Genomic DNA, 26,804 nt, shown 5'->3' with positions numbered 1-26,804 from the left:
TACAGCGCCTACTGACAGATCTGACAGTGAGGACAGACGGTCGCTGGCTCTCATCACCCAATGCCGACGTTCCGGCCTTTGAAGGTGTTCTGCAACAACAGTCGTTTGCCAGTAAACTCTCTCCCCTTTCGCCGCTGTCATTTGTCTTTGCGGCCATCACTTCATGTAGCGGAGTTGCCCCTTGCGTCTGTTCCACACCTCCGACTGGCACCTCGGGCAGAATCTGCACGGCCAGGATCGCGATTTTGAGCACGGCTGTTTTCTCGACTGGCTGCTGCGCCAGCTCAAGCTGGATCAGCCAGATGTGCTGCTGATCGCCGGCGACATCTTCGACACGGTCAACCCGCCGGTCAAAGCCCAGGAACGTCTTTACGATTTCATCGTCAGCGCCCATGAGCAGCAACCGTTGCTGACCATCGTGATGATCGCCGGCAACCACGATTCCGGTTCGCGGATCGAACTGCCCGCGCCCCTGATGCGCCGTTTGCGTACCCACGCGTTGGGCCGGGTGCTGTGGCTGGATGACGGGCAACTGGACGCCGAACGCCTGTTGTTGCCACTGCCCGATGCCCGGGGTGAAATCGCCGCCTGGTGCCTGGCGCTGCCGTTCCTGCGCCCAGCCGAAGTGACCGGCGCACATTTGGGCGACGACTACCTGCGCGGCATCGGCCAAGTTCACGAATGGCTGATCGCAGCGGCCAATGCCAAGCGCCAGCCCGGCCAGGCGCTGATCGCCATCAGCCATGCGCACATGGCCGGCGGTTCGGTGTCGGAGGATTCCGAACGCAGCCTGATCATCGGCAACGCCGAGGCCCTGCCCGCCAGCCTGTTCGGGCCGACCATCAGCTACGTCGCCCTGGGGCATTTGCACAAGCCACAGAAGGTCAACGGCGAAGCGCGCATTCGCTACAGCGGCTCGCCGATCCCCTTGTCGTTCTCGGAGATCGGCTACCAGCACCAGATTCTCGACATCACGCTCGACGGCGAAACCCTGGTCAGCGTCGAACCGAAACTGATCCCCCGCGCCGTCAACCTGCAACGTATCGGCCCTGCACCCCTGGCGGACATCCTGCTGCAACTTGCCGACCTGCCCATCATTGACCTGCTGGCCGACTACCAGCGCCAGCCCTGGCTGGAAGTGCGGGTGCGCCTGGACGAGCCGCAGCCGGACCTGCGCCATCAAGTGGAAACCGCCCTGCAGGGCAAAGCCGTGCGCCTGGTGCGCATCGCCGCCGAATACGCGGGCAACGGCAGCCGTGAAGGCGCCGATGACAGCGCCGGGTTGATCGAGCTGGACCAGCTTACGCCCCAGGAACTGTTCAGCCGCGCCTGGCAGGACAACTACGGCAGCGAGGTCGATGAGCAAACCCTCAAGGACTTTGCCGAGCTGCTGCAAGACGTGCAGATGGAGGACGAACAGCCATGAAGATCCTCGCCATCCGCCTTAAGAACCTCGCCTCCCTGGCCGGTCCGTTTGAAATCGACTTCACCGCCGAACCCCTGGCCAGTGCCGGACTGTTCGCCATCACCGGCCCCACCGGCGCGGGCAAGAGCACCCTGCTCGACGCGTTGTGCCTGGCCCTTTTCGGCGCCGTGCCGCGCCTGAACAACACCGGGCGCGACGCCAAGGTGCCGGACGCCGATGGCGAAATCGGCACCGGCGACCCACGTACCCTGCTGCGTCGCGGCACCGGCGAAGGCTATGCCGAAGTGGATTTTGTCGGCGTCGACGGCCGACGTTATCGCGCGCGCTGGGAGGCCAATCGCGCCCGGGAAAGGGCCGGCGGCAAGCTGCAAGCCAGTCGCCAGAGCCTGCGCGACCTCGATCAGGATCAGCTGCTGGCCAGCCAGAAAGGTGAATACAAGACCCAACTCGAGGCCACACTGGGCCTGAATTTCGAACAGTTCACCCGGGCCGTGCTGCTGGCGCAGAGCGAGTTCAGCGCCTTCCTCAAGGCCGATGACAACGACCGCAGCGAACTGCTGGAAAAACTCACCGACACGGCGCTCTACACCCGGTTGGGCCGCCGAGCCTTCGAAAAGACTCGCGAAACCCGCGAAGCGCACAAACTGCTGCAGGATCAGGCCAGCGGTGTCACGCCGCTGGCACCTGAGGCGCGCGCCGAGCTCGACGAGCGCTTCAACGCCGCGCAACAGCAGCTGAAATTGCAGCAGGCGCAGCTCAAGCAGCTTGAGCTGCAGGACGCCTGGCTTAAAGAACTGCGCCGTTTGCATGACGCGCAACTGGCCGCGGCCGAACAACTGCACAGTGCCCAGCACACTTGGGAAAGCCTGGCCGGCGAGCGCTTGCAGCTGACGCGTCTCGAACAACTCGCGCCGCAACGGCATCAGTTCGCCCGCAAGGCCGAGGTCGATTCATTACTGACGCCCCTGGCAGAGCAGATAGCCCAGCATACCCGGCAACAGGGCGAACTCAGCGAGCGTCAGGCACTGCTGGAACAGCAACTGGGCGCAACCCGAATCGCCCTGGGCGAAGCACAGCAACGGCAAACCGACTGTGCGCCGCTGTTGCGCCAGGCTTTTGAGGAGCAAAGCACCCTTGCCCGCCTGGCCAAGGACGCCGCCCTCAGCGCCGAAGCCCGGCAGGCCGCCGAACAGGCCTGCACCCAGGGCCAGAGCGCGATTAAAACCTTGCACGAGCAACAGGCCCGGGCTGCCGAACACTTGCAACGCATGGCGGCCGAGCTTGCACAAAGCGCTGATCTGGCGCCGTTGAGCGATGCCTGGAATGCCTACCGTGATCGCCTGCAACAGCTGATGTTGATCGGCAATCGCCTGAACAAGGGCCAGGCGGAACTGGCGAACCTCGAACAGAACGCCGTGCGCACCGCGCAAGCCTTCACTGCGCAGAAGCAGCAACTGGAGGTGCTGTTCAAGGAGGCCGGCGCCGAGCCGGATGCCGTCGCCGAGCAGATCGGCATCCTCGGTAGCCTGTTGCAGGACAACCGCAAGCAACTGCGTGCCATCGAAGACTTGACCCGGCTGTGGGACAGCCAACTGGACCTGGACCGGCGCGGCGCCGAGTTGCAACAACGCCAGGTCGCTGCGCAACAAGAGCGCGAGCGCCTGACCCAGGACGGGGTAAAGGCCAAGGCTGAACTTGCCGTCGCCGAGCAGACCCTGACTGTCACCCGCGAACTGCTGGAGCGCCAGCGCCTGGCCCGCAGCGCCAGCGTCGAGGAACTGCGCGCGCAGTTGCTCGATGACCACCCGTGCCCGGTCTGCGGGAGCCATGAGCATCCTTATCATCAGCCCGAAGCCCTGTTGCAAAGCCTGGGTCGCTTTGATGAAAGCGAACAGGCAAGCGCACAAAAAAACGTCGATGAGCTCAAGGAAAAGCTGGGCGAACTGCGTGCGGAAGTGGGCGGCCTGATCGCCCAGCAAAAGGAACTTCTTCAACAGCAGGAGCAACTGGCAACTGCGCAGCAATCCCTGGCGCCAAGCCTTCAAGCGCATCCGCTGGCCACCACGCTGCTTAATCAGGACGCCGACAAACGCAGCGCCTGGCTCAGCCAGCAAAACAGTCAGCTGAATCAAAGCATCACCCAGGACGAACAACGGCAAACCGCGCTGCTCACCCTGCAACAGGACGCGGCACGCCTGACCCAGCAATTGCGCCATGCCGAGACCGCACATCAGAGCGCGGCCCAGCATCTGGACAATCAGCAGCGTGAACTGGGCAATGACCGTCAGCGCCTGGACGAAGAACTCAGCGCCTTCGCCAGCCTGCTGCCAGCCGATACCCTGGAAGCGCTTCGTACCGAGCCCGCAGCAACCTTCATGTTGCTTGACCGGCAGATCGCCGAGCGCCTGGGGCAACTCGATCAGCAGAAGGAAGAGCTCGCTGAGCAGCAACAGCGTCAGCAAAACCTCGAGAAGGAACAGGATCGCCAGCAGACCCGTGTACAGCAATTGCAAACCGCCGAGCAGCAGTTCACAGCGCTGGCCAGCCAACAACAGGCGAGCCAGCACGCGCTCGGGCAATTGCTCGGCTCGCACGGCAGCGCCGAGCAGTGGCAGCAGCAGCTTGAGCGGGATGTGGAACAGGCGCGCCACGCCGAAGCCACCACCGCCACGGAACTGCAAAATGTGCTGACGCAACTGGTGCGCATCGCCGCCGAACTCAAGGCGCAGCAAGAGCGTTTGCACACGCTGGAAAGTGAACACCGCGAACTCGTCGGGAAAATCGCCGAATGGCGCGCCCGTCACCCGGAGCTGGATGACGGTGGCCTTGAAGACCTGCTGCGGGTCGACGACGCCCATGTGAGCGAACTGCGCCAACGCCTGCAACACAGCGAAAAAGCCATCGAACAAGCCAGTGTCCTGGTACAGGAGCGCGACAAGCGATTGCTCGATCACAAGGCGCAACACAACGGCAACCTGGATGACGAGCAGCTCGCCAGCGCGCTCAGCGAGCTGCAAAGCCAGTTCACTGTCAGCGAGCAACGCTGCGCCGAGCTGCGGGCCGAACAGGCTGAGGATCAGCGCCGGCAGAACGCCAATCAGGCCCTGGCGCAACAGATCGCCGACGCGTACACCGAGTACCAGCGCTGGGCTCGCTTGAACGCGCTGATCGGCTCGGCCACGGGCGACACCTTCCGCAAGATCGCCCAGGCCTACAACCTCGACCTGCTGGTGCACCATGCCAACGTGCAATTGCGCCAACTGGTGCGACGCTACCGCCTCAAGCGCGGCGGCAGCATGCTGGGCTTGCTGGTGATGGACACCGAGATGGGCGACGAACTGCGCTCGGTGCATTCGTTGTCCGGCGGCGAGACCTTCCTGGTGTCGCTGGCCCTGGCGCTGGGCCTGGCATCGATGGCCTCGAGCACGCTGAAAATCGAATCGCTGTTCATCGACGAAGGTTTCGGCAGCCTCGATCCAGAGTCCCTGCAATTGGCCATGGACGCCCTCGACGGCTTGCAGGCCCAAGGGCGCAAGGTCGCGGTGATCTCCCATGTGCAGGAAATGCATGAGCGGATTCCGGTGCAGATCCAGGTCCGCCGCCAAGGCAACGGCTTGAGCACCCTGGAGGTGAAATGATCACGCTCTATTCGTTCCGCCGCTGCCCGTACGCCATGCGGGCACGCATGGCGCTGCGCTACAGCGAAGTGGCCGTGGACATTGTCGAAGTCAGCCTGAAGGCCAAACCCGCGGAGATGCTCGCACTGTCGAGCAAAGCCACGGTGCCGGTGTTGAACATAGACGGCCGGGTCATCGATGAAAGCCTGGAAATCATGCGCTGGGCGCTGGCTTGCAACGACCCGCAGGACTGGCTGCTTAAGGATGATCCGCAAGGACAGCTCGCCATTGCGGCGTTGATCGAGGAGAACGATCAGGTCTTCAAGGTGTATCTGAACCGCTACAAGTACGCCGAGCGCTATCCCGAACAGCCGATGGCGTTTTACCGCGCCGAGGGCGAGGTGTTCCTGGGTAAGCTGGAGGAGTTGCTGGACGGTCGCGATTATCTGCTGGCAGACCACCCAACCCTGGCCGACGTGGCGTTGATGCCGTTCATACGGCAGTTCGCCCATGTCGATCGCGAGTGGTTTGCGCAGACGCCGTATCGACGACTGCAGGCTTGGCTACAGCGGTTTCTGGTGTCGACGTTGTTTACATCGGTGATGGCGAAATAAAACACGATCCCCCCCTGTAGGAGCCAGGCTTGCCGGCGAAGGCGATCTCGACGACGCCTTCGCCGGCAAGCCTGGCTCCTACAGGGGGGGGCGGTTCAGGCCAATACTTCGCACATGCCAATGGCCGAGCAATCAACATGGAACGGTCCGAAAAAACCTTCATCGGGCGTGATCGGCGGGTTGCCGGCCAGCATCCCCATGGCCTTGGCTGTCTCGATGTTACGCGCGATGTTGTGGTTGGCCTCAATGGCCCGTGCCACCCCGCCTATTGACCCGTGCCCGATCCCCAGCAAGGAAAAACCATTGGTTATGAATGCCAGGAAGGCGATAATAAGAAGTTTGCAACGGTTCATGCTCCGCCCACTCCTGCGAGTTCAGCCGGATCGACCATCGCCTGTTGCGCGCGATGTTCAAACTGGATGCCAGGGTGTGCGACATGGATCGGCGGTTCGACGGCCTGCTGCGACTGCGGCGAAAGGCTGACAACCAGCACCATGACCAGGTAAAGACCGATTGCCACATAGGCGCCGTGTTTGGCAGAGGTGATGATCGTGCTGGCCATGATGAACTCCGTGGACATGTTTCAGAGTCCACAGAATCAATCAAAAAAGCACCGGTAACCAACGAGTCTGCTTTATAGCAAATATCAACTTCGTTGATCATTAAGCCGGTCTATCTCAGTCTTCAATAAAACTGATCATGCGCTCGCGGGCAGCGTCGGGTTCACCGGGAATGGGCCCGGCAGACAGGATCGGGGTCGAATAGAGGAACAGCAGCACCACGGCAAGACGCATCGTCATTTTGGCAATCCTTTTCTTCAGAAGGAGGAGTCAAAAAATCAGCGTCAAATTTAGAGGCATGGCCACCTGATATCAAGCATCGGCGGCCAAGTTGTCGCAAATGCGTTATGCAGGAGCGACATCACTTCAACGCCTTTCGCTGCCTGGGCCTCGATTGGCAAGTGACTTCGCTCCTGCATAAAGGCTGCAGGGCTTGAATTTCAGTGTTGGGCTTTGTGATCCAGGGCGGCGTAGAAGTTGGCGCTCTGTTGCAGGTATTTCTGGGTGTAGCTTTGGGCGTGGGTTTTCTTGTCGCTGATTTCAACGTTGGCGCTGGCTGGCAGGGCCACGGTGGCGGAAATGGCGGAAGCGGCGATTACGGAGAAGAGATTGAAGTTCATGCGGTATTCCTCGGAGTCAGTTGGCTTGCTTGCCCGGTGGGGCCGTGAAGCAAACTTAACCCTCGAGGGTTAGCAGCTTGAAATGCTTTGTGACACTTCCAGATATCACCCTCATTGATAGAAGGATGCAGGCCCCATCAGCCGGGGCCTGCGGCCTATTGACGCACCAGGAATTTCAGGTCGCTGGGTGCATCCATCGGCAGTTTTTGCACAGTTTTGCCCAGCAAGCCGGTCTTGGCATCGCGCTCGACGACGACAATCTGGTTGCTTTTCTGGTTGGCAATCAGCAGGAACTTGCCGCTCGGATCGAGGCTGAATTCCCGTGGATGATCGCCCTCTACCGCGCGCCGTTGCAGTTCCTTGAGATGGCCCGTCGCCGGGTCGATGGCGAACACCAGCAACTGGTTGGCGGTGCCACGGTTGCTGACATAGAGGAACTTGCCGTCCGTTGACGCATGCAGCGCAGCGGCGGCCTTGTCCGACACGGGCTGACCGGCAGCCAGGTCGACGCTCTGGGTTTGCTCAAGCTTGCCGTCGCGGTAATCGAACACCGCCACTTGCGCGCTCATTTCCATGGTCAGCCAGGCGTGCTTGCCATCGGCACTGAACAGCAGATGGCGCGGCCCGCTACCGGCTGGCAGTTGAACGAACGACGGTGTAGCCGGGGTCAGCGGCAAGTCAGGATTGGCCTTGGGGTCGAAGCGGTAGACAAAAACCTTGTCCGCCCCCAGGTCGTTGGAAAACACGTATTTACCATCAGGCGAGGTGATCGTCGAATGCACGTGCGCCGACATCTGCCGCTCGGGATTGACCCGGCTGGCCGGATGGCTGCTCATCTGCACCACCGGTTTGAGCGTGCCATCGGCTGCCACCGGCAACACCGCCAGGGTGCCACCCGGGTCTTCAGCCACCGAGTAGTTGCTGACGAACAAATGGCTGGCTTCCAGGCTCAGGCTAGAATGCGTTGGCTCGTTACCGAGGCTTTGCACCTGATTGATCCGAGTTAGTTCATGGGTCTTGGGGTCGATCGCATAACTGCTGACCCGCCCGACCGGATCGGTCTGGCCCGGGCCATTTTCATTGACCACGAACAAGCGCTGCCGGTCAGTGGACAGGGTCAGCAAGGACGGGTTTTCGCTGTTGATCACTTGCAGCGGCCTGGCGTCGATCTGCCCCGTCGCACTGTCGAAGTTCAGGCGATAAATGCCCTGGCTTTGACCGCCCGTGTACGACCCCACGAGCAGTTGATAGTCATCGGCGGATGCCTGCTGAACACCCATTGCGCCGATGCTGCCGGCGATCAACAGCGGCCAGAGGTTACGCATCCTGTTGATCGTCGTCTTCGTTGTCGCCGCTGATGACGTCGCCCACGCACACCAGGCGGTGTTCGCCGTCGTTATCGTTGATCAGCCAGCTTTGCAGGGTGGTGTCGAAGGTCGCGGCCTGGACCTGTGCCGGGGTGAATTCCCAGTGCTTGGCCGCTCGACCGTCCATGCATTCGATGTGCAGGTTGTCGTCGACATCGAGGGCGAATTCGAAGGCGTGCAGCCCGTCGATTTCCACCATCCCGCAATGTTCGAGGGCGTTAAGCAAGGTGTCTGTTACGGCAGTCATGGCAGTCAATCTTTGAGTGGGAAAAACGCAATGATAGCTCATGCACCTACCGATCGTTCCACACGAACCTGTGGGAGCGGCGGTGCGACGATTCGACTTGCCCGCGATGGCACTATGTCAGTCGATATCAATGTTGACTGTGCCGACGCTATCGCGGGCAAGCCCGCTCCCACAGGGTTCGTTGTGAATCTTAAAGGGCGTCGCGCGACGGCTTGCCATCCACCAGGCGCTGGATGCGCAGCGGATTGGCATTCTTCAGCGCGTCGGGCAGCAGGCTGTCAGGGTAATTCTGGAAGCACACCGGGCGCAGGAAGCGGTCGATGGCCAGGGTGCCCACCGACGTGCCGCGCGCATCCGACGTCGCGGGATACGGCCCGCCATGGACCATCGAATCACAGACCTCCACGCCGGTTGGATAGCCATTGAGCAGGATTCGCCCGACCTTCTGCTCCAGCAACCCCGTCAGCTCGCTGAACTGCTCCAAGTCCGCCGGCTCGCCGATGATCGTCGCGGTCAATTGACCGTGCAGACCGTTCAGCGCGGCGCTCAGTTGTGCCTGATCCGCCACTTCGACTACCACGGTGGTCGGGCCAAACACTTCCGCTTGCAGCACTTCATCGCCCTCGATCAGCAAGCTGGCATCGGCCTTGAACAGTTGTGGTTGCGCCTGACGCCCTTGTTGCGGGCTACCCGCCAGGTGCTCGATACCAGGATGATCGAGGAGCTTTTGCAAGCCTTTTGCATAGCTGTCCAGGGTCCCGGCGTTGAGCATGGTCTGCGCCGGTTGATCGGCCATCATGTCGGCCAGTAACTGGAGGAATGCGGTGAACTGCGGCGAACGGATGCCAATCACCAGCCCAGGGTTGGTGCAGAACTGACCGCAGCCTTGCACCACCGAAGCCGACAGGCCGCGGGCGATGGTTTCCGTGCGCGCTTGCAGTGCCTGGGGCAACACGATCACCGGGTTGATGCTCGACATCTCGGCGAACACCGGGATCGGTTGTGGGCGCGCCGCCGCCATGTCGCACAGCGCGCGACCACCGGTGAGCGAACCGGTGAAACCCACCGCCTGGATGGCCGGGTGCTTGACCAGCGCTTCACCGACTCCACCGCCGTAGATCATGTTGAACACGCCGGCCGGCATCGCGGTTTTTTCTGCCGCGCGGATGATTGCATCGGCCACCTGCTCGGCCGTGGCCATGTGACCGCTGTGGGCCTTGAACACCACCGGGCAACCCGCGGCCAATGCCGACGCGGTGTCACCACCGGCGGTGGAAAACGCCAAGGGGAAATTGCTGGCCCCGAACACCGCCACCGGGCCGAGCCCGATACGGTATTGGCGCAGGTCTGGACGCGGCAAGGGTTGACGCTCAGGCAGCGCCTGATCGATACGCGCGCCGTAGAAATCGCCGCGCCGCAGCACATTGGCGAACTGGCGCATCTGCCCGCTGGTGCGGCCACGCTCACCGATGATCCGTGCGGCAGGCAATGCGGTTTCGCGGCACACAAGGCTGACGAATTCATCGCCCAGCGCATCCAGTTCATTGGCGATGGCATCGAGGAATTGCGCGCGACGCTCGGCACTCAAGGTGCGATAAGCCGGGTACGCTGCAGCGCCAGCCTGGGCGGCGGCATCGACTTCCTCGGGCGTGGCCTGAAAGAAATCGTGGGGCAATGCCTCACCGGTTTCGGCGTCGACGCTGTGCAATTTCACGCAGCCCAGCGCACTGCGCTGGCCGCCGATGTAGTTGTGACCAAGAATTCGGGTCATGCATGATTCCTCAAAGTGTGCCGACAGTGCCGGGTTCGAAAGCTGCATCGACTGCAGCGATGCCATTGATCAACGGCGCGCCGAATTCGCCCTGGCTGATCTCGAACACATCGCCCGGTTGCGTGCGAATGCCGTCGGCGAAGGACAGGGTCGCAGTGCCGAAGAAGTGAATGTGCACGTCACCCGGGCGCAGGAACTGGCTGTATTTGAAATGGTGGTATTCAAGGTTCGCCAGGCTGTGGCACATGTTGGCCTCGCCACTGAGGAACTCGTTTTGCCACAGCACCTGGCCGTCGCGCAGGATGCGGCTGGTACCGACCAGGTGTTGCGGCAGCTCGCCGACCCGCAGCTCCGGGCCATAGCTGCAACTGCGCAGCTTCGAGTGAGCCAGGTACAGGTAGTTCTTGCGCTCCATGACGTGATCGGAAAACTCGTTGCCGACTGCAAACCCGAGGCGATACGGCTTGCTGTCGTGACCGATGACATACAGGCCGCTGAGTTCAGGCTCTTCACCGGCGTCTTCGGCAAAGGGTGGCAACGGGAACGGCTGGCCGGGGCGCACAACGATGCTGCCGTCGCCCTTGTAGAACCATTCCGGCTGCACCCCCGCCTGACCGACTGCGGGCTTGCCGCCCTCCACGCCCCACTTGAAAATGCGCATGGTGTCGGTCATCGCGGCTTCGTCACCGGCCTGCTGGTGCATCTTGTCCCGGGCCGAGGCGCTGCCCATGTGAGTCAGGCCGGTGCCACTGACCAGCAGGTGCGCCGGGTCCGGGTGATCCAGCGGTGGCAGGATGCGCAATTGTGCCAGCAGTTCGGCGTAGTCGTGGCTGAGGCCCAACCCCAGGCTCTGCACCTGTTGCTCCAGATTGACGCCCGCTTCGATCGCCGCCAGCGCCAGGTCGCGAACCGTGCGCGCCTCACGAACTTCCAGGACTTGCGCCCCCTCGACCACGCCGACACGGCGCTCGCCGTTACTCAATTCGAATTGAACCAAACGCATGAAATTTCTCCTGTTTAATCGAACGCCACAGGACCCTGTGGGAGCTGGCTTGCCAGCGATAGCGATCTATCTGACACATTGACGGTGAATGTGCTGCAGCCATCGCGGGCAAGCCCGCTCCCACAGGGTCAGTGGTGATTTCGTGTTTTGTGTCAGGTACGGGTAGCCCCACGCGCACTCGCGGCAAACTCATCCGCCGGCAACACATGCTTGCGCTCCAACTGGCGATACACCACGCCGGTCAACACCAGGCCGAACAGCATCACGCAGGACAGGAAATACAGCCCCGACGCCAGGTTGCCGGTGTACTCCTTGAGCGCGCCGATCACGAACGGGCCGATGTAGCCGCCGAGGTTGCCCACCGAGTTGATCAGGGCAATCCCCGCCGCAGCGCTCGCGCCGGCAAAGAAGCGACCGGGCAAGGTCCAGAAAATCGCCGTGCAGGAAAACAGGGCGAACGCCACCAGGCACAGCGCCATCAATTGCAATACCGGAAAGATCAGCCAGGCACTGAGGAACAGGCCGATCGCGCCCAGTACATAAAGCACCGCCAGATGGCCGTAACGATCATTCAATCGATCGGAGCTGCGCGGGATGATCAGCAGGCCGATGATCCCGAAGACATAGGGCACCGATGACACGAACCCGGTCACCAGGTCGCTACCGCCAAACTGCTTGATCAAGGTCGGCAGCCACAGGCCAAGGCCATAGATGCTCAGGGTCACCGGCAGGTAGAACAGCGCCAGCAGCAGCACGCGCTTGTCCTTGAGCGCGTGCAGCGGGTTGCCGTGACGGGTCTGGCCGTAGGCCTGCAGGTCTTTTTGCAGCTCGCCGGACAGCCAGTCCTTCTCGGCCTGGTCCATCCATTTCACCTGTTGCGGCCCATCCGGCAACCAGCGCAGTACCGGCCAGGTCAGCAGGATCGCCGGGGTGCCGATGACGATGAACAGCCACTGCCAGCCGTGCAGGCCGAGCACGCCGTCCATGCCCAGCAGGCCGCCGGACACGGGCCCGGTGATCATCATCGCGATGGGTTGGGACAGGATGAACAGCCCCAGGATCTTGCCGCGGTGGCGCACCGGAAACCACTGGGTGATGTAGTAGAGAACGCCCGGAAAGAACCCGGCTTCCGCCGCGCCGAGCAGAAAGCGCATCAGGTAGAAGCTGTTCGGCCCCTGGACGAACGCCATGCCGATGGTGATGGCGCCCCAGGTGACCATGATCCGTGCGAACCAGCGCCGCGCGCCAAAACGGTCAAGCATCAGGTTGCTGGGGATTTCCAGGAGGAAATAGCCGATGAAGAACAGCCCTGCACCCAATCCGTACGCCGCATCACCGAGGCCGATGTCGGCGCCCATGTGCAATTTGGCGAAGCCCACGGCGGAGCGATCCACGTAGGCGATCAGGTACAGCAGGATCAGGAAGGGAATCAGTTTCAGCGTGATGCGACGTATCAGCCGCAGTTCCTGGCTCATGAGATCGGTCTCCGATTGTTGTTTTTATAGAACCTCGGGGGACGCCTCTCACAGTTGACCGTCAGGGCCATCCCTCCGCTGAAAACGACTATATAGTAATACTATTTAACCAACAACACTTCCAAATAGGCGAATTTGCGCTTATGTTACGCTTCAGTTCGAACAATATAGTCATACAATAAGAGAATCGATCATGTCTGATAAGAAACCCACCCTGCGCTCCGCCCAATGGTTTGGCACCGCCGACAAGAACGGCTTCATGTACCGCAGCTGGATGAAGAATCAGGGCATCGCCGACCACCAGTTCCATGGCAAGCCGATCATCGGCATCTGCAATACCTGGTCGGAACTGACCCCGTGCAACGCGCACTTCCGCCAGATCGCGGAACACGTCAAGCGCGGCGTGATCGAGGCCGGAGGCTTCCCGGTGGAGTTTCCAGTGTTCTCCAACGGTGAATCCAACCTGCGCCCGACCGCCATGCTGACCCGCAACCTGGCGAGCATGGACGTGGAAGAAGCCATTCGCGGCAACCCGATCGACGGCGTGGTGCTGCTAACCGGTTGTGACAAGACCACCCCGGCGTTGCTGATGGGCGCGGCCAGTTGCGACGTGCCAGCGATCGTCGTCACCGGCGGGCCGATGCTCAACGGCAAGCACAAGGGCAAGGACATCGGCTCGGGCACCGTGGTCTGGCAACTGAGCGAACAGGTCAAGGCCGGCACCATCACCATCGATGACTTCCTTGCGGCCGAGGGCGGCATGTCCCGCTCGGCCGGTACCTGCAACACCATGGGCACCGCCTCGACCATGGCCTGCATGGCCGAAGCGCTGGGCACCTCCCTGCCCCACAACGCCGCGATTCCCGCCGTCGATGCCCGCCGCTATGTGTTGGCGCACATGTCCGGCATGCGTGCCGTGGAAATGGTGCGCGAGGATCTGAAACTGTCGAAGATCCTGACCAAGGAAGCCTTCGAAAATGCGATCCGGGTCAACGCCGCGATCGGCGGTTCGACCAACGCCGTGATTCACCTCAAGGCCATTGCTGGCCGCATCGGCGTGGAGCTGGACCTGGACGACTGGACCCGCATCGGTCGCGGCATGCCGACCATCGTCGACCTGCAACCGTCCGGGCGCTTCCTGATGGAAGAGTTCTACTACGCCGGTGGCCTGCCAGCGGTATTACGCCGCCTTGGCGAAGCCAACCTGATCCCGAACCCCGACGCCTTGACCGTCAACGGCAAATCCATCGGCGAGAACACCAAGGACGCGCCGATCTATGGCGAAGACGAGGTGATCCGCACCCTCGACAACCCGATCCGCGCCGACGGCGGGATCTGCGTATTGCGCGGCAACCTGGCGCCACTGGGCGCGGTGCTCAAGCCCTCCGCCGCCTCGCCCGAATTGATGCAGCATCGCGGGCGGGCCGTGGTGTTCGAGAACTTCGACATGTACAAGGCGCGGATCAACGATCCGGAGCTGGACGTGGATGCCAACTCGATCTTGGTCATGAAAAACTGCGGGCCCAAGGGTTATCCGGGCATGGCCGAAGTCGGCAACATGGGCTTGCCGGCCAAGCTGCTGGCCCAGGGCGTGACCGACATGGTGCGCATTTCCGATGCGCGCATGAGCGGTACCGCGTATGGCACCGTGGTCTTGCATGTCGCCCCGGAGGCAGCGGCTGGCGGACCTTTGGCAGCGGTGAAGGAAGGTGACTGGATCGAACTCGACTGCGCCAGCGGCCGTCTGCACCTGGACATCCCGGATGCCGAGCTCGCAGCGCGCATGGCTGATCTGCAACCGCCACAAAAGTTGCTGGTGGGCGGCTATCGCCAGCTGTACATCGACCATGTGCTGCAGGCGGATCAGGGCTGCGACTTTGACTTCCTGGTTGGCTGCCGTGGTGCCGAAGTACCCCGCCACTCTCACTAACACCCCAGAACCCTGTGGGAGCGAGCCTGCTCGCGATGACGGACTGACAGCCAACCTAAATGTTGAATGTTTAACCGCCATCGCGAGCAGGCTCGCTCCCACATTTGATTTTGCACCCGCCTCAAGATCGTGCCGTGCCTGTTATCATGCGCGGTATCTCCATCGCACAGGACCGCGCCGTTCCCCATGGATTACCGCAAACCCTCCGACCGCAAAAGCATGCACTCGCGCATCGTCCAGGAACTGGGCATGCAGATCGTCTCGGGACGTTTCCTGCCGGACGACAAACTGCCCGCCGAAGCCCTGCTCTGCGAGGAATATGCCGTCAGCCGGCCGGTGTTGCGTGAAGCCACCCGTGTCCTGGTCGCCAAGGGCCTGGTGTACTGCCGTCCGCGGGTCGGCACGGTGGTCAAGCCGCGCAAGGAATGGCACATGCTCGACCCGGACGTGCTGCATTGGCTGATGCAAAGCAGCCCGCAGAACCAGTTCTTCGACCTGCTGACCAGTGTGCGCAGCATCATCGAACCGGCCGCCGCCGCCCTCGCCGCGCAGTTCGCCACCGATGCGGACATCGCCTCCATTGGTGAAGCCTACCAACGCATGGAAGCGGCACCGACACCCGAAGCCTTGCTGCAACCGGACCTGGATTTCCACAGCCGTATTGCTGACGCCACCCACAACGACTTGCTGGCCAACCTGTGCAACATGCTCTCGGTGGCGATCGCCGAGGCGTTGAAGCATTCCAACCAGCGGCCGAACCTGCATGAACTGGCGTTGCCTCGGCACAAGGCGATTCTCACGGCGATTGAAAACCGCGATGCCTTGGGTGCGCGGCATGCAACGCTGGTGCAGCTGGATGATGCGCGCAGTGCGTTGAATGTGGTGCTGGGTAGCGATCCTTCCTGACCACCACAGATTCAAATGTGGGAGCGGGCTTGCTCGCGAAAGCGGTGTGCCAGGCGACACATGTATTAGCTGACACACCGCTTTCGCGAGCAAGTCGAAACGTCGCACCGCCGCTCCCACAGGGGACTGATGTGAATTTGAGATGTAAAAAAGCCGCAACCAAGGTTGCGGCTTTTCTATTTCAGCCAGGGATCAGTGAGCAAACAACGAATTGCCCTTCTGCCCCGCCAACTTCTCCGGCTTGATCAGGAACCGCGCCAGTGCCGGCAGCAGCCACAGCGCACCGAACATGTTCCACAGCAGCATGAAGGTCAGCATCAGGCCCATGTCGGCCTGGAACTTGATGGCCGAGAAGATCCAGGTGCACACGCCGATCGCCAGGCACAGGCCGGTGAAGAGCACGGCCTTGCCGGTGGATTTCAGCGTCTGGTAGTACGCCTCCTGCAACGGCAAGCCGGCACGCAGGAAGCTTTCCAGGCGGCTGTAGATGTAGATGCCGTAGTCCACGCCAATGCCCACGCCCAGCGCCACGACCGGCAGGGTCGCGACTTTCACGCCGATGCCCATGAAGGCCATCAGGGCGTTACCCAGCACCGACGTCAGCACCAGCGGCAAGACGATGCACAAGGTCGCCGCCCAGGAACGGAAGGTGATCATGCACATGACCGCGACGCAGATGTACACCAGGATCAGGATGGTCAGTTCGGACTTCTTGATCACTTCGTTGGTGGCCGCCTCGATCCCCGCGTTACCGGCAGCCAGGATGAACTCCAGGTTCTCGGTGTTGTGTTCCTTGGCGAATTCCTGCACCGCATGCACGGCACGATCCAGGGTTTCGGCCTTGTGATCATTGAGGAACACCAGCACCGGTGCCAATGAACAGCTGTTGTTGTACAGGCCATCGGCACGGGCGATGGAGTTGTTCAACACGTCAGGGTTACGCGACAGGGTTTCCCATTTCAGGTTGCCCTCGTTCATGCCCTTGATCATCTGCTTGGACACGGTGACCAGCGAGATCGCCGACTGCACGCCCTCGGTGTTCTGCATCTTCCACATCAGCTCGTCGATCGGCGCCATGGCTTCGTAGCGCGAGCAGCCTTCGGACTTGGTCTTGACCATCACCACCAACACGTCGGAACTGGTGGAGTAGTTGCTGATGATGAAGTTGTTGTCCTTGTTGTAGCGCGAGTCCGGACGCAGTTCCGGTGCCCCTTGGTCGAGGTCACCGATCTTCAGGTTCTGGCTGTACCACAGGCCACCGCCAAAGGCGACCAGCGCCAGGAGAATGGAAACCGGGGCAACCTTCGCGCTGGCAAAGTTCGACAACAGGCGCCAGAACGGGTGCTCGCGGATCGCATCCTTCTTGCTGCGAGCCACGGCGCGCTTGCTGATGCCGACGTAGGAAATCGCCACCGGCAACAGGATCAGGTTGGTGAACACAATCACTGCCACACCGATGGAAGCACCGATGGCCAGCTCACGGATCACACCGATATCGATGATCAGCAACGTGATGAAACCCACCGCATCAGCGAGGATCGCGATCATCCCCGGCAGGAACAGCTGGCGGAAGGTGCGCCGCGCCGCCGTCAGGGCGTTTTCCGCCTCACTGGATTGCAGCGCAATACCGTTGATCTTCTGCACGCCGTGGGAAATACCGATGGCGAAGATCAGGAACGGAACCAGCATCGAATACGGATCGAGCCCGAAACCGAAGAAGTGCATCAACCCCAGCTGCCAGATCACCGCCACCAGCGTGGTACTCAACACCGCCACCGTGCTGCGCATGCAGTTGGTGAACCAGTACAGCAGGATCAGGGTGATGACGAAGGCGACACCAAAGAACATCACCACCATCACCAGGCCGTCGATCAGGTCGCCGACCTTCTTGGCGAAACCGACGATATGGATCTTCACGTTGGGGTTCTGTTGCTCGAACTTGTCGCGGATCTTCTCTTCCAGCTCGTGGGAGAACTTGCGATAGTCCAGCGCCAGCAACTTGCCCTGGTCCTGTGGGTCCGGGTAGGACTCCAGCAGCGGGATGTCGACGATGCTCGACTTGAAGTCGTTGGCCACCAGTCGCCCGACCTGCCCGGACTTGAGCACGTTGTTGCGCAACAAATCGAGGCTTTGCTGGGAACCGTTGTAGCTCTGCGGGATCACTTCACCGCCGGCAAAGCCCTCCTCCGTCACCTCGGTCCAGCGTACGCTCGGGCTCCACAGCGACTTGAGGCCGGATCGGTCAACGCCGGAGATGTAGAACACCTCGTCGTTGATCTGCCGCAACGTCTCCATGTACTCCTTGGAGAAGATGTCGCCGTCGGTGGCTTCCACGGAAATGCGGACGGTGTTGCCCAGGTTCGCCAGATCGTTGCGGTGCTCCATCATCTTCTGAATGAACGGATGCTCGAGCGGGATCATTTTTTCAAAACTGGTGGACGGGCGGATCAGCGTTGCCTGCCAGAACAGGAAAACACTGACCAGCAGGCAGATGAAGATCACTGCCGGGCGGTTGTTGAAGATCAGGCGCTCAAGAAACGTCGCCTTGTCCTGATGATGGGTGCTTAAGGATGTCATAGCTACGCCTTCTTATTATTAACCCGGCTCATTTGCCCAGCTCAGCGCCATTTGGCGAAGTGGCGCGAACGCCGCCCTGTCCAGCCAGAATCAGATTGCCGTTCCCCGCGGCCACTACCGATGAGAGCGAGATCCGATCCCGACGGTTGAAGACGCTGAAGGTTTCACCGTTGTCGCTGCTGCTGATCACCGAACCGCCGTTGCCGACGATCACGATGGAACCATCGTCAAGCAATGTACCGCCGGACAGACCGAACTCCAGGTCTCCGCGTTCGGCCTTGAGCTCGACCTGCTCCCAGGTGCTGCCGAAATCCGTGGAGCGGTAAAGATTGCCGCGCAGGCCATACGCCAACAGCGTGTTGGGTTGCGCGGTGCCGATCACACCGAACAGCGAACCCTCGTACGGACCTTCGAGTTTTTCCCAGGTCTGTCCCCAATCGGCCGAGCGGAACATGCTGCCCTGCTCGCCGACGATGAACAGGCCAGCATCCTTGACCGCCGTGATGGCGTTGAGGTGGAACTGGTCTTCGTTGTCCAGGCGATCGCTGACGTCTTCCCAGTTTTTCCCACCGTCGGTGGTGGCCATCAACGCACCGTAGGCGCCCACGGCAAAGCCGCTGTTGGCGTCCTGGAACCAGACGTCGAGCAGCGGCGATTCGCGTTTCAGGTCTTCGAATTGCTTGGTCCAGGTGATACCGCCATCGTCGCTGGCGAGAATCTGCGCGTCATGACCGACGGCCCAGCCACGCTTGTCATCGACAAAGAACACCGAGGTCAGCAGCTGCCGGGTTGGCACCTTGGCCTGGGTCCAGGTCGAACCCTGGTCATCGGAATACAGAATGTGCCCGCGATCCCCGACCGCCACCAGGCGCTTGCCGGCGTGCACGACATCGAGCACCAGGCTTTTGCTGGCCTTGGCCGATTCAACGGAATAAACCACGTCGGATGCCGGCGCGTCAGCGGCCAGCACCGGTGCCGACCACACGGCACAGCCCAACAGCGAGAGCGCTGTAGCCAGCAACGCGAACTTGCGCAATGCCGGCGGGCGGCAGATACCCACACCCATGACAGGCTCACTCATAGACCTTCCCCCTTTATTATTGTTAGGTCGTTCAACCTTTCAGGGCGCCGAACGGGTTGTTCACGGGATGACCTTAATCAAAGCATAGTCTTGAAACCCGCAATCCAGAGCCCCTTCGGAAGCTGGCTTATCCTATCGGTGTTTTTCGACGGCTGACAATCGACGGCACGTTATGTTTTGTTAACCGGAGGGGGGATGGGGGATTTCTGAATGATTGGGTATTTGGAGGGGTGATTGTGGTGTTGGTGGTTGGTGTACATATCCGTTTCTTCGGTAACGGCGACTTATGGTTTCGCCCTTACGGCGAGTCACTTGGAAAAGCCCCAAGTAACCAAGGGCTCTTGCCCCTGGCGTTCGGTGCCTCGCTAATGCTCGGCATGCCCTCGCTCCGGTCCTGCTCCGTGGGTCGCCGCGATGGGCCATCCCTGGCCCAGCGCGGCTAAACCGGCATCCATGCCGGTTTACCCACTGCGCAGAACCTCCACTCGGCCTCTCGATGTGGCAAGAAAATCAAAAGCCAAAGCAACAGCCAAAGCGAGGCGGCCTGAAAGCCGACCTTATTGCAGGTCTGTCCGCGATTCCCCTGTAGGAGCCAGGCTTGCCGGCGAAGAACGATAACACGGTACAAGAGACACACCGCAGCGTCTGGTTCGCCGGCAAGCCTGGCTCCTACAGGAGATTGGGTGCATCCGCCAGAACAGGTCGAGTGTCAGCTCGCCTCGCTTGCTTTTGATTTTGATCCACCCGCCCCATCGGGAGGCTGAGTGGAGGTGTTCATCCGGGGAGTGGCGCGCAGCGCCGTTCGACGCAGTCGAACACGCTGCATGTAGGTGCAGCGAAGCCAACCGGAGGGCAGTGTCCCCGGATGGATACCGGAGCGAAGGAACCCCGAGCCCCAGCGAGGGGCCGGACGCTCGGGGCGAGCCTTTTTTTGCTTACTTTTTTTTGGCGTTTGAAAAAAAAGTGAGTCGCCGTAAGGGCGAAACCGCCAGCCGCCGTTACCGAAGGAATGGATATGTACTCAATCAACCAGGAACCTGGTCGGCCCAAAGGCCGCCAAGTCCAAGACCAGACCGAGGATCAAGCCAAACTCTTGCTGACCACCTCAAACACATCACTCGACAATTGCCCCGAACCCCGAATCCGCTCCAGCTCCCCTTTCATCAACGCCTGACGAGCATCGTCATACTTGCGCCAGCGCGTCAAAGGCGCCAACTGCCGGGAAGCAATCTGCGGATTAAAGCCGTTCAACTCAATCACCAAATCCGCCAGGAAGCGATAGCCGGATCCATCCGCCGCATGGAAGTTGATCAGGTTCTGCCCGGCAAACGCGCCGATCAGCGCCCGCACCTTGTTCGGGTTCTTGATGTTGAACGCCGGGTGCTGCATCAATGCCTTGACCCGATCCAGGCCACCCGGCAGCACACTGCCGGCCTGGACGCTGAACCACTGGTCCATGACCAACGGGTTGTCCTTGAAGTGCTCGGCGAAGCTGGCCAGCGCCTTGGCTTTCTGCTGTTCGAACGGCGAGTTGACCAACACGGCGAGCGCAGTCAGGCGTTCGGTCATGTTGTCGCACGCATCGAACTGTTCCAGCGTCGCCGCCAGCACTTCGGGCTTACCGCTGAGCATCAGGTACGACAGCGCGATGTTCTGCAGTGCGCGACGGGCGAAATGCTCGGCTTCGGCCACGTAGGGGGTCTGCTTCGACAGCTCGCGGTTGGCCTGGTAACGCAGCCACAAGCCTTCGAACAACGCATCGGCCAGTTGCTTGCGGGCAAACTCGCGGGCGGTGTGAATCGCCTCGACATCGGCCACTTCGCTGATTTCCGTCAGGTACGCTTCGCTTGGCAGCGAGAGCATTTCGGCGACCATCGCCTGATCCAGCGTCTCGTCGGACAGCACGGTACGCAAGGCCGAAACCAGACGCTGATCCAGCACCAGCGCTTCGCCCTTCTGCTGCTGGGCGATCAGTTCCTGCAGCACCTGCACCGACAGTTGCTGACCGGCATCCCAACGGTTGAAGCCGTCGCTGTCGTGCTGCATCAGGAACATCAGCTGGTCGCGGTTGTACGGGAAGCTCAGTTTCACCGGGGCCGAGAAACCGCGCAGCAACGAAGGCAGCGGCTGTTCGGCGATGTCAACGAAGGTGAACGTCTGCTCGGCTTCGGTTACCGAAAGGACCCGGGAAGTCCCTTGTGCCGCCGCTTCACCGGCAAGACGCAGGGCAACTTCAGCGCCCTGGCTATCGAGCAGGCCGAGTTCGACCGGAATCACGAACGGCAGTTTTTCAACCTTGTCCGGGGTGGGCGGACAGCTCTGGCGGAAGGTCAGGCTGTAGGTTTTCGCGGCGGCGTCATAAGACTCGCTGACCGCCAAACGAGGTGTACCGGCCTGGCTGTACCAGCGCTTGAACTGAGTCAGGTCGACGCCATTGGCATCTTCCATGGCCTTGATGAAGTCATCGCAGGTCACGGCCTGGCCGTCATGGCGCTCGAAATAAAGGTCGCTGCCTTTGCGGAAGCCTTCGGCACCGAGCAGGGTGTGGATCATGCCGACCACCTCCGAACCCTTCTCGTACACGGTCAGGGTGTAGAAGTTGGAGATCTCGATGAAGCTGTCCGGCCGTACCGCGTGAGCCATGGGACCGGCGTCTTCGGCAAACTGGTGGGTACGCAGGTAGGCCACGTCCTGGATGCGCTTGACCGTCGCCGAGTTCATGTCGGCGGAGAAGCCGGAATCGCGGAACACCGTGAAGCCTTCCTTGAGCGACAACTGGAACCAGTCGCGGCAGGTCACGCGGTTGCCCGACCAGTTGTGGAAGTATTCGTGGGCCACGATGGCCTCGACCCGCTGGTGCGCGGCGTCGGTGGCGGTCTCGGCCTTCGCCAGCACGGCGCTGGAGTTGAAGATGTTGAGCCCCTTGTTCTCCATGGCGCCCATGTTGAAGTCGTTCACGGCAACGATCATGAAGATGTCCAGGTCGTACTCGCGACCGTAGACCTCTTCATCCCAGCGCATGGATTTCTTCAGGCTGTTCATGGCGTGCTGGCACTTGTCGATGTTTTCCGGCTCGACATAAATGCGCAGCGCTACGTTACGCTCGGTCATGGTGGTGAAGCTGTCTTCGACGCACCACAAATCACCGGCCACCAGCGCGAACAGGTACGCCGGTTTCTTGAACGGGTCTTCCCAGGTCGCCCAGTGCCGGCCGTCTTCGCCAGGACCGCTGGCGATCGGGTTGCCGTTGGACAGCAGCACCGGGTAGCTGTGCTGTTCGGCGACCACCGTGGTGGTGAACGTGCTCATCACGTCCGGACGGTCGAGGTAATAGGTGATCTTGCGGAAGCCTTCGGCCTCGCACTGGGTGCAGAACATCGTGCCGGACTTGTACAGGCCTTCCAGCGCGGTGTTGGTTTCCGGGTGAATCCGGACGCTGGTGTCGACCGTGAAGGTGGTGCTGGTCGGCTGCAGGGTCAGGTGATTCTCGGTCAATTGGTAGTCAGCAATGCCCAGCTCGCGGTCGGCCAGGGTCACCGACAGCAATTCCAGCTGCTGGCCATCGAGCACCAGCGGCGGCAGGCCTGGGCCGCGCTCGGGGTTGCGGCGCATCACCAGTTGCGCATGGACCAGGCTGTGGTCCTCGAACAACTCGAAGGTCAGGTGCGTTTCGTCGATCAGGTACTCGGGCGCCTGATAGTCCTTGAGGTAGATCATCTTCGGTTGTTCGGTGCGCATGCTGGAATCCTTAACTATGCACGGCGAGCTGGTAAGCCGTGTATTTACGAATGTTGATCACGCCGGTGTCGAAAATCAGGTATTGGCCCTTGATCCCCATCAGCGTGCCTTCGGCAATCGGGTTCTTGTCCAGGTTGAAGCTGACGATTTTCGCCGGATACTGCTCCACCGGAAAGCGGATTTCCAGCGGTTCGACGTCGGAAATAGCCTGGATCGCCTGTAGGCCGAATCGCTCCTGCAAACCTTGCAGGCCTTCGGCGCAGCTGTCGAACAACTGGTCACGGATCTGCGGCAGGTCCACCGATACCGCGTCGCCCTTGAGCAAGGCACGCCAATTGGTCTTGTCCGCCACCTGGCTACGAAACAGGTCTTCGACGAAGCCCGATTGCTGACGGGTCGCGACGCGCATGATCGGCAACGCCTGGCTGGCGCCCTGGTCGATCCAGCGGGTCGGCAACTGGGTGGCTCGAGTAATCCCGACTTTCACCCCGGAGGAGTTCGACAGGTAAACGATGTGATCGGTCATGCAGAACGTCTGGCCCCACTCCGGCTCCCGGCAGGTACCGGCGTCAAAATGGCAGCGTTCCGGGCTCATGATGCACACGTCACACTGGGCCAGCTTGGTCATGCACGGATAGCAGTAACCCTGGCTGAAACTGGTTTTGGTCTTGCGTCCGCAATGGGTGCAGTGGATCGCCCCCAGATATTCCAGGCGCACCGTGGTGCCGATCAATGGATTGACCGGAACCTCGACGTCGCCCAGGCGAAAGGCATATTGCACGTTCGGCCCGTCCAGGCGCGCCGACATTTTACTGATTGCACCGCGGCCAATCTCAATCAATGGATGGCATCCGACTTGAACAGGATATTGGGTACTTGAATCGATTTGGAGCTGCACTCCTGCGGGCCCATGTAGCCAGTACGCTCTTCTTCAGGCAGGTTCTTGATTTCCCAGGCGATCATCGCTTGCAGCGACAGTTCGCGTTGTTCGGCGGTGAGCTTGCCACCGTCGGACCATTTACCGATTTCCACCGCCAGTTTCAGGCTCTGGTAGATATCCGGGGTGATGTTCTTGATCATTTCGTTAAAAGAGGACATTGGGTCTCCGCGCTCTTTGAATCACATAACAGTTTTAGGCGGCCAGTTTACGGCGGTTGTACAAACCACCCAACAAACCGGTCAAGCATCCGACGAGCAGCCCGCCGACGTGGGCCGCGTTGGCAATTTCGCCGAAGCCGATCATCGAGACCAGCCCGGACAGGCACAGCAGTAGCCATATCAGCATCATCGCCAACACCCCACGGGGCAGGCGATAGGCGCTGTTGGGCGACAGGATCTGAAAAATCCAGCAATGCCCGAGCAGGCCGTACAGCACCCCGGACAACCCGCCAAACAGGGTCGGGCCGCTGAACGCGAACTGGGCATAGTTGGACACCAGGCTGAACAACAAGGTCAGGCCGATGAGGTTGATACTGCCCTGGCGTGATTCGATACGTCGCCCCAGCTCCCAATACCACATGCCGTTCATGGCCAGGTGCAGGATGCCGAAGTGAATCAGCATCGGTGTCACCAGGCGCCACCACTGCCCCTCTGCCAGGCTGTCGGCCAGTGGCACGAAATGGATGTACTCGCCGACCACGCGAAAATCGAGAAACGTCAGCCAGCGCAGGGTGCTCAGGTTATCGCCCAGCAGCGTCAGCGCGCCGACGACCAGGGTCAGCAGCAGCACAGCCGCAGTGGCTTTGCCATGGCGAACTTGATCGGCGAAGTTCGGCCGGCGCGTCGACTGTGCGATCGGAATGTCGAGTTTGTGCTCCGGATCGCCCTCGGGATAGCGTTCGTACAACACGCGCACGTCGTCGCTGATGTTGGCCGGCACCCAGAGCACCTGCTCGCCCGCTTCCTCGCTGACCCGATGCGGCACCTGCATGCGTTGCAGCAACTTGACGAACCCGCTCAGGTCCACCGCCAGCGGCAGGCGCAAGACTGCGACCCGGCTCATTGCAACACCTCCGGTCGCTCGACATCGACCCAGACGAACTTGTGCGGATCGAGTCGGGTTTCCTGGTCCAGTCGATAGGCCACCAGTTTTCCGTAGAGCACCGCACTGTAGTCCAGGCACGCCAGGTTCGGACGGATCGGCGCCGGTTTACCACTGCGCCAGTAATGGCCGACGAACAGCAACGGCTCATCGGCGCCGTAGCGCAGCAAGTTGTTTTTTTCGGTTGAGGACAGTGGCGTTCGGGCCACCGGGTCGGGCAAGGCGTCGGGCTGGAACACGATGTCTCCGTAGGTTTGCGGGTCGTCTTCCCAGAATTTGGTACGGAAGAACGAGCGTGTCAGGCCATCGCCGCTGGTCATGGTCAGGCCATGGGGCAGGCGCATGTCGGTGCCACGCAACAGGCGGTCGAAAACCGTGCAGGCGAAACTGCCGGGTACGGCCGAGGACTGGAGGAAGTGCTCATCGACGCAGCCATCGGGGAACAACGCCCGCAACGGTTCGATCAGGCCGGCGTCCCAACAGGCATGCACCACCCGGAAACGTCCGGCATCGATAAACAACGGCAGTTCATAGAACCACTGCTGGAAGTCATGCCAGTCCGCCGGATGGTGTTCGAATTGGGTCAGGGTCTCATGCAACAGGCGCGCATGGCGCGGGGTGTGCTCGCGCACGTACTGCTTGCCGCTGCCGGGCAATGCCGGGGTCACCCAGCCCAGGGCGTTGAACTCATGGTTACCCATGATGCACAGTGCCTGTCCGGCCTCGACCATGTCGTGGACGATGTGCAGCGCCTCGCGAATTCGTGGGCCGCGGTCAATGATGTCGCCGACGAACACCGCCATGCGCGAGGCATGGCGCCAGACGCCGGCTTGCTTGTGATAACCGAGCCGGTCGAGCAAGTGCTCAAGGGTCAGAGCGCAACCGTGCACGTCACCGATCAGGTCGTAGCTACGCGCGGGATCGAGCATCAGTCGCCTCCACCACCCAACCTGCTGCCCCAACCAAGCTTGGTCCGGCACACTTCATAGTAGTTGTGGTCGAGCGGGTGGATCAGCCGCAACTTCTGGGCTTTCTTGCTGATGGTGATGGTGTCGCCGGGCGCACAGGTAAAGTGGTTCTGCCCGTCACACGAGACTTGCGGGTAAATCTGCATATCCTTGGACACGACGATTTTCAGCTCACTGTTGCCATCGACCACAATCGGCCTGCCTGACAAGGTATGGGGGTACATCGGCACAATCACAATAGCGTCGAGCTTGGGATGCATGATCGGGCCACCGGCAGAGAGCGCATAGGCCGTGGAGCCGGTGGGCGTGGAGACGATCAGGCCGTCGGCCTTCTGGCTGCAGACGAACTGGCCATCGATGTACAGTTCGAACTCGATCATGCGCGTCGATTTGCCGGGGTGCAGCACCACATCGTTCAGCGCATCGCCTTGGCCAATGGCTTCGGCGTGGCGACGAACTTCAGCTTGCAGCAGGAAGCGGTTCTCCACCAGATAGTGCCCATCGAGCACTTCGGCGACCTTGATTTCCAGCTCGTCAGGGCGGATGTCGGTGAGAAACCCCAGGCTGCCCCGGTTGATACCGAGCACCGGGATATTATGCTTGGCCAGCGCACGGGCCGCGCCAAGCAGGCTGCCATCACCGCCCACCACAATCACCATGTCACACACTTCGCCGAGCATCTTGCGCGACGAGGTTTGCAAACCGTGGCCCGGCAGGACTTCGGCAATGGTGTCTTCGAGGATCACGTGCAGGTGACGATCGAGCAGAAACCGTTTCAGTCGGCGGACGGTATCCAGCACCTGGGAACTGCCCAGGCGACCGATGATGCCGATATTACGAAATTGCTCCATGGGGCTCCTAAT

Annotated in this window: 22 protein-coding genes; 5 read left to right on the top strand and 17 right to left on the bottom strand. The window is 61.2% G+C overall.

Annotation, left to right across the window (positions count from 1 at the left end):
- Positions 1-181 precede the first annotated feature (181 nt).
- Genes OH720_RS15120 through OH720_RS15110 form a run of 3 tightly spaced genes read left to right on the top strand, consistent with a single transcriptional unit; the run spans position 182 to position 5,657 of the window.
- The gene (locus OH720_RS15120; protein WP_272606283.1) at positions 182-1,426 is read left to right on the top strand and encodes an exonuclease SbcCD subunit D C-terminal domain-containing protein; all 1,245 of its coding nucleotides are present in this window, start codon (positions 182-184) and stop codon (positions 1,424-1,426) included.
- Positions 1,423-5,064 (top strand): AAA family ATPase, encoded by a 3,642-nt coding sequence (locus OH720_RS15115; protein WP_272606282.1) that lies wholly within the window; start codon positions 1,423-1,425, stop codon positions 5,062-5,064. The genes OH720_RS15120 and OH720_RS15115 overlap by 4 nt, the downstream gene beginning before the upstream one ends.
- Positions 5,061-5,657 carry a glutathione S-transferase gene (locus OH720_RS15110; protein WP_272606281.1) on the top strand — a complete coding sequence of 199 codons (597 nt, stop codon included), beginning with the start codon at positions 5,061-5,063 and terminating at the stop codon, positions 5,655-5,657. Before OH720_RS15115 ends, OH720_RS15110 begins: the two co-directional genes overlap by 4 nt.
- Before the next feature lie 95 nt (positions 5,658-5,752).
- Here OH720_RS15110 and OH720_RS15105 read toward each other — a convergent pair whose 3' ends face one another.
- The 9 genes from OH720_RS15105 to OH720_RS15065 form a co-directional block, all read right to left on the bottom strand.
- Complete coding sequence (locus tag OH720_RS15105) at positions 5,753-6,010, bottom strand: hypothetical protein (protein ID WP_272606280.1); 258 nt, start codon at positions 6,008-6,010, stop codon at positions 5,753-5,755.
- Entirely contained in the window at positions 6,007-6,219 is a 213-nt protein-coding gene (locus tag OH720_RS15100) for a hypothetical protein (protein WP_272606279.1), read from the bottom strand. The genes OH720_RS15105 and OH720_RS15100 overlap by 4 nt, the downstream gene beginning before the upstream one ends.
- Positions 6,220-6,334: 115 nt before the next feature.
- Positions 6,335-6,457 (bottom strand): hypothetical protein, encoded by a 123-nt coding sequence (locus tag OH720_RS15095; protein WP_008066313.1) that lies wholly within the window; start codon positions 6,455-6,457, stop codon positions 6,335-6,337.
- A gap of 200 nt (positions 6,458-6,657) precedes the next feature.
- The gene (locus OH720_RS15090; RefSeq protein ID WP_008066314.1) at positions 6,658-6,837 is read right to left on the bottom strand and encodes a hypothetical protein; all 180 of its coding nucleotides are present in this window, start codon (positions 6,835-6,837) and stop codon (positions 6,658-6,660) included.
- 155 nt (positions 6,838-6,992) lie between these two features.
- Positions 6,993-8,162, bottom strand: coding sequence for a lactonase family protein (locus OH720_RS15085; protein ID WP_272606278.1), 1,170 nt, complete (start codon positions 8,160-8,162; stop codon positions 6,993-6,995).
- Complete coding sequence (locus OH720_RS15080) at positions 8,155-8,493, bottom strand: DUF5629 family protein (RefSeq protein WP_272606277.1); 339 nt, start codon at positions 8,491-8,493, stop codon at positions 8,155-8,157. The genes OH720_RS15085 and OH720_RS15080 overlap by 8 nt, the downstream gene beginning before the upstream one ends.
- Before the next feature lie 148 nt (positions 8,494-8,641).
- The gene (locus OH720_RS15075; protein WP_272606276.1) at positions 8,642-10,222 is read right to left on the bottom strand and encodes an aldehyde dehydrogenase (NADP(+)); all 1,581 of its coding nucleotides are present in this window, start codon (positions 10,220-10,222) and stop codon (positions 8,642-8,644) included.
- Between the two features lie 10 nt (positions 10,223-10,232).
- The gene (gene araD1, locus OH720_RS15070; protein WP_272606275.1) at positions 10,233-11,225 is read right to left on the bottom strand and encodes an AraD1 family protein; all 993 of its coding nucleotides are present in this window, start codon (positions 11,223-11,225) and stop codon (positions 10,233-10,235) included.
- A 152-nt stretch (positions 11,226-11,377) separates the two neighbouring features.
- The gene (locus tag OH720_RS15065; protein WP_272606274.1) at positions 11,378-12,700 is read right to left on the bottom strand and encodes an MFS transporter; all 1,323 of its coding nucleotides are present in this window, start codon (positions 12,698-12,700) and stop codon (positions 11,378-11,380) included.
- Positions 12,701-12,893: 193 nt separating this feature from the next.
- On the opposite strand from OH720_RS15065, the gene OH720_RS15060 reads away from it, so the two are divergent.
- A complete protein-coding gene (locus tag OH720_RS15060; protein ID WP_272606273.1) occupies positions 12,894-14,630 on the top strand; it encodes an IlvD/Edd family dehydratase in 1,737 nt (578 codons plus the stop codon).
- Positions 14,631-14,816: 186 nt separating this feature from the next.
- Positions 14,817-15,536: a FadR/GntR family transcriptional regulator gene (locus OH720_RS15055; RefSeq protein WP_272606272.1), complete on the top strand. Its 720-nt coding sequence runs from the start codon at positions 14,817-14,819 to the stop codon at positions 15,534-15,536.
- 192 nt (positions 15,537-15,728) lie between these two features.
- Here the strand turns inward: OH720_RS15055 and OH720_RS15050 are convergent, their stop codons facing one another.
- From OH720_RS15050 to OH720_RS15015, 8 genes are all read right to left on the bottom strand, one after another.
- Positions 15,729-18,113 carry an efflux RND transporter permease subunit gene (locus OH720_RS15050; protein WP_272606271.1) on the bottom strand — a complete coding sequence of 795 codons (2,385 nt, stop codon included), beginning with the start codon at positions 18,111-18,113 and terminating at the stop codon, positions 15,729-15,731.
- Between the two features lie 28 nt (positions 18,114-18,141).
- Positions 18,142-19,194 carry a WD40/YVTN/BNR-like repeat-containing protein gene (locus OH720_RS15045; protein ID WP_272606270.1) on the bottom strand — a complete coding sequence of 351 codons (1,053 nt, stop codon included), beginning with the start codon at positions 19,192-19,194 and terminating at the stop codon, positions 18,142-18,144.
- Between the two features lie 1,080 nt (positions 19,195-20,274).
- Positions 20,275-22,932: an aminopeptidase N gene (gene pepN, locus OH720_RS15040; RefSeq protein ID WP_272606269.1), complete on the bottom strand. Its 2,658-nt coding sequence runs from the start codon at positions 22,930-22,932 to the stop codon at positions 20,275-20,277.
- Positions 22,933-22,942: 10 nt separating this feature from the next.
- Positions 22,943-23,773, bottom strand: a complete 831-nt coding sequence (locus tag OH720_RS15035; protein WP_180201893.1) for a DUF2797 domain-containing protein — start codon at positions 23,771-23,773, stop codon at positions 22,943-22,945.
- Positions 23,770-24,030 carry a YeaC family protein gene (locus OH720_RS15030; RefSeq protein ID WP_020799300.1) on the bottom strand — a complete coding sequence of 87 codons (261 nt, stop codon included), beginning with the start codon at positions 24,028-24,030 and terminating at the stop codon, positions 23,770-23,772. Before OH720_RS15030 ends, OH720_RS15035 begins: the two co-directional genes overlap by 4 nt.
- A 34-nt stretch (positions 24,031-24,064) precedes the next feature.
- Positions 24,065-24,934, bottom strand: coding sequence for a rhomboid family intramembrane serine protease (locus OH720_RS15025; protein ID WP_272606268.1), 870 nt, complete (start codon positions 24,932-24,934; stop codon positions 24,065-24,067).
- Entirely contained in the window at positions 24,931-25,905 is a 975-nt protein-coding gene (locus tag OH720_RS15020) for a metallophosphoesterase (RefSeq protein WP_442967316.1), read from the bottom strand. Before OH720_RS15020 ends, OH720_RS15025 begins: the two co-directional genes overlap by 4 nt.
- Complete coding sequence (locus OH720_RS15015) at positions 25,902-26,792, bottom strand: NAD(+) kinase (protein ID WP_008062251.1); 891 nt, start codon at positions 26,790-26,792, stop codon at positions 25,902-25,904. The genes OH720_RS15020 and OH720_RS15015 overlap by 4 nt, the downstream gene beginning before the upstream one ends.
- Between the last annotated feature and the right edge of the window lie 12 nt (positions 26,793-26,804).

Origin of the sequence: Pseudomonas sp. WJP1, assembly GCF_028471945.1 — a bacterium.
Taxonomy (GTDB): domain Bacteria; phylum Pseudomonadota; class Gammaproteobacteria; order Pseudomonadales; family Pseudomonadaceae; genus Aquipseudomonas.
Note: the sequence above shows the minus strand (reverse complement) of the source record. Positions and strands in the feature narration are given on the sequence as shown.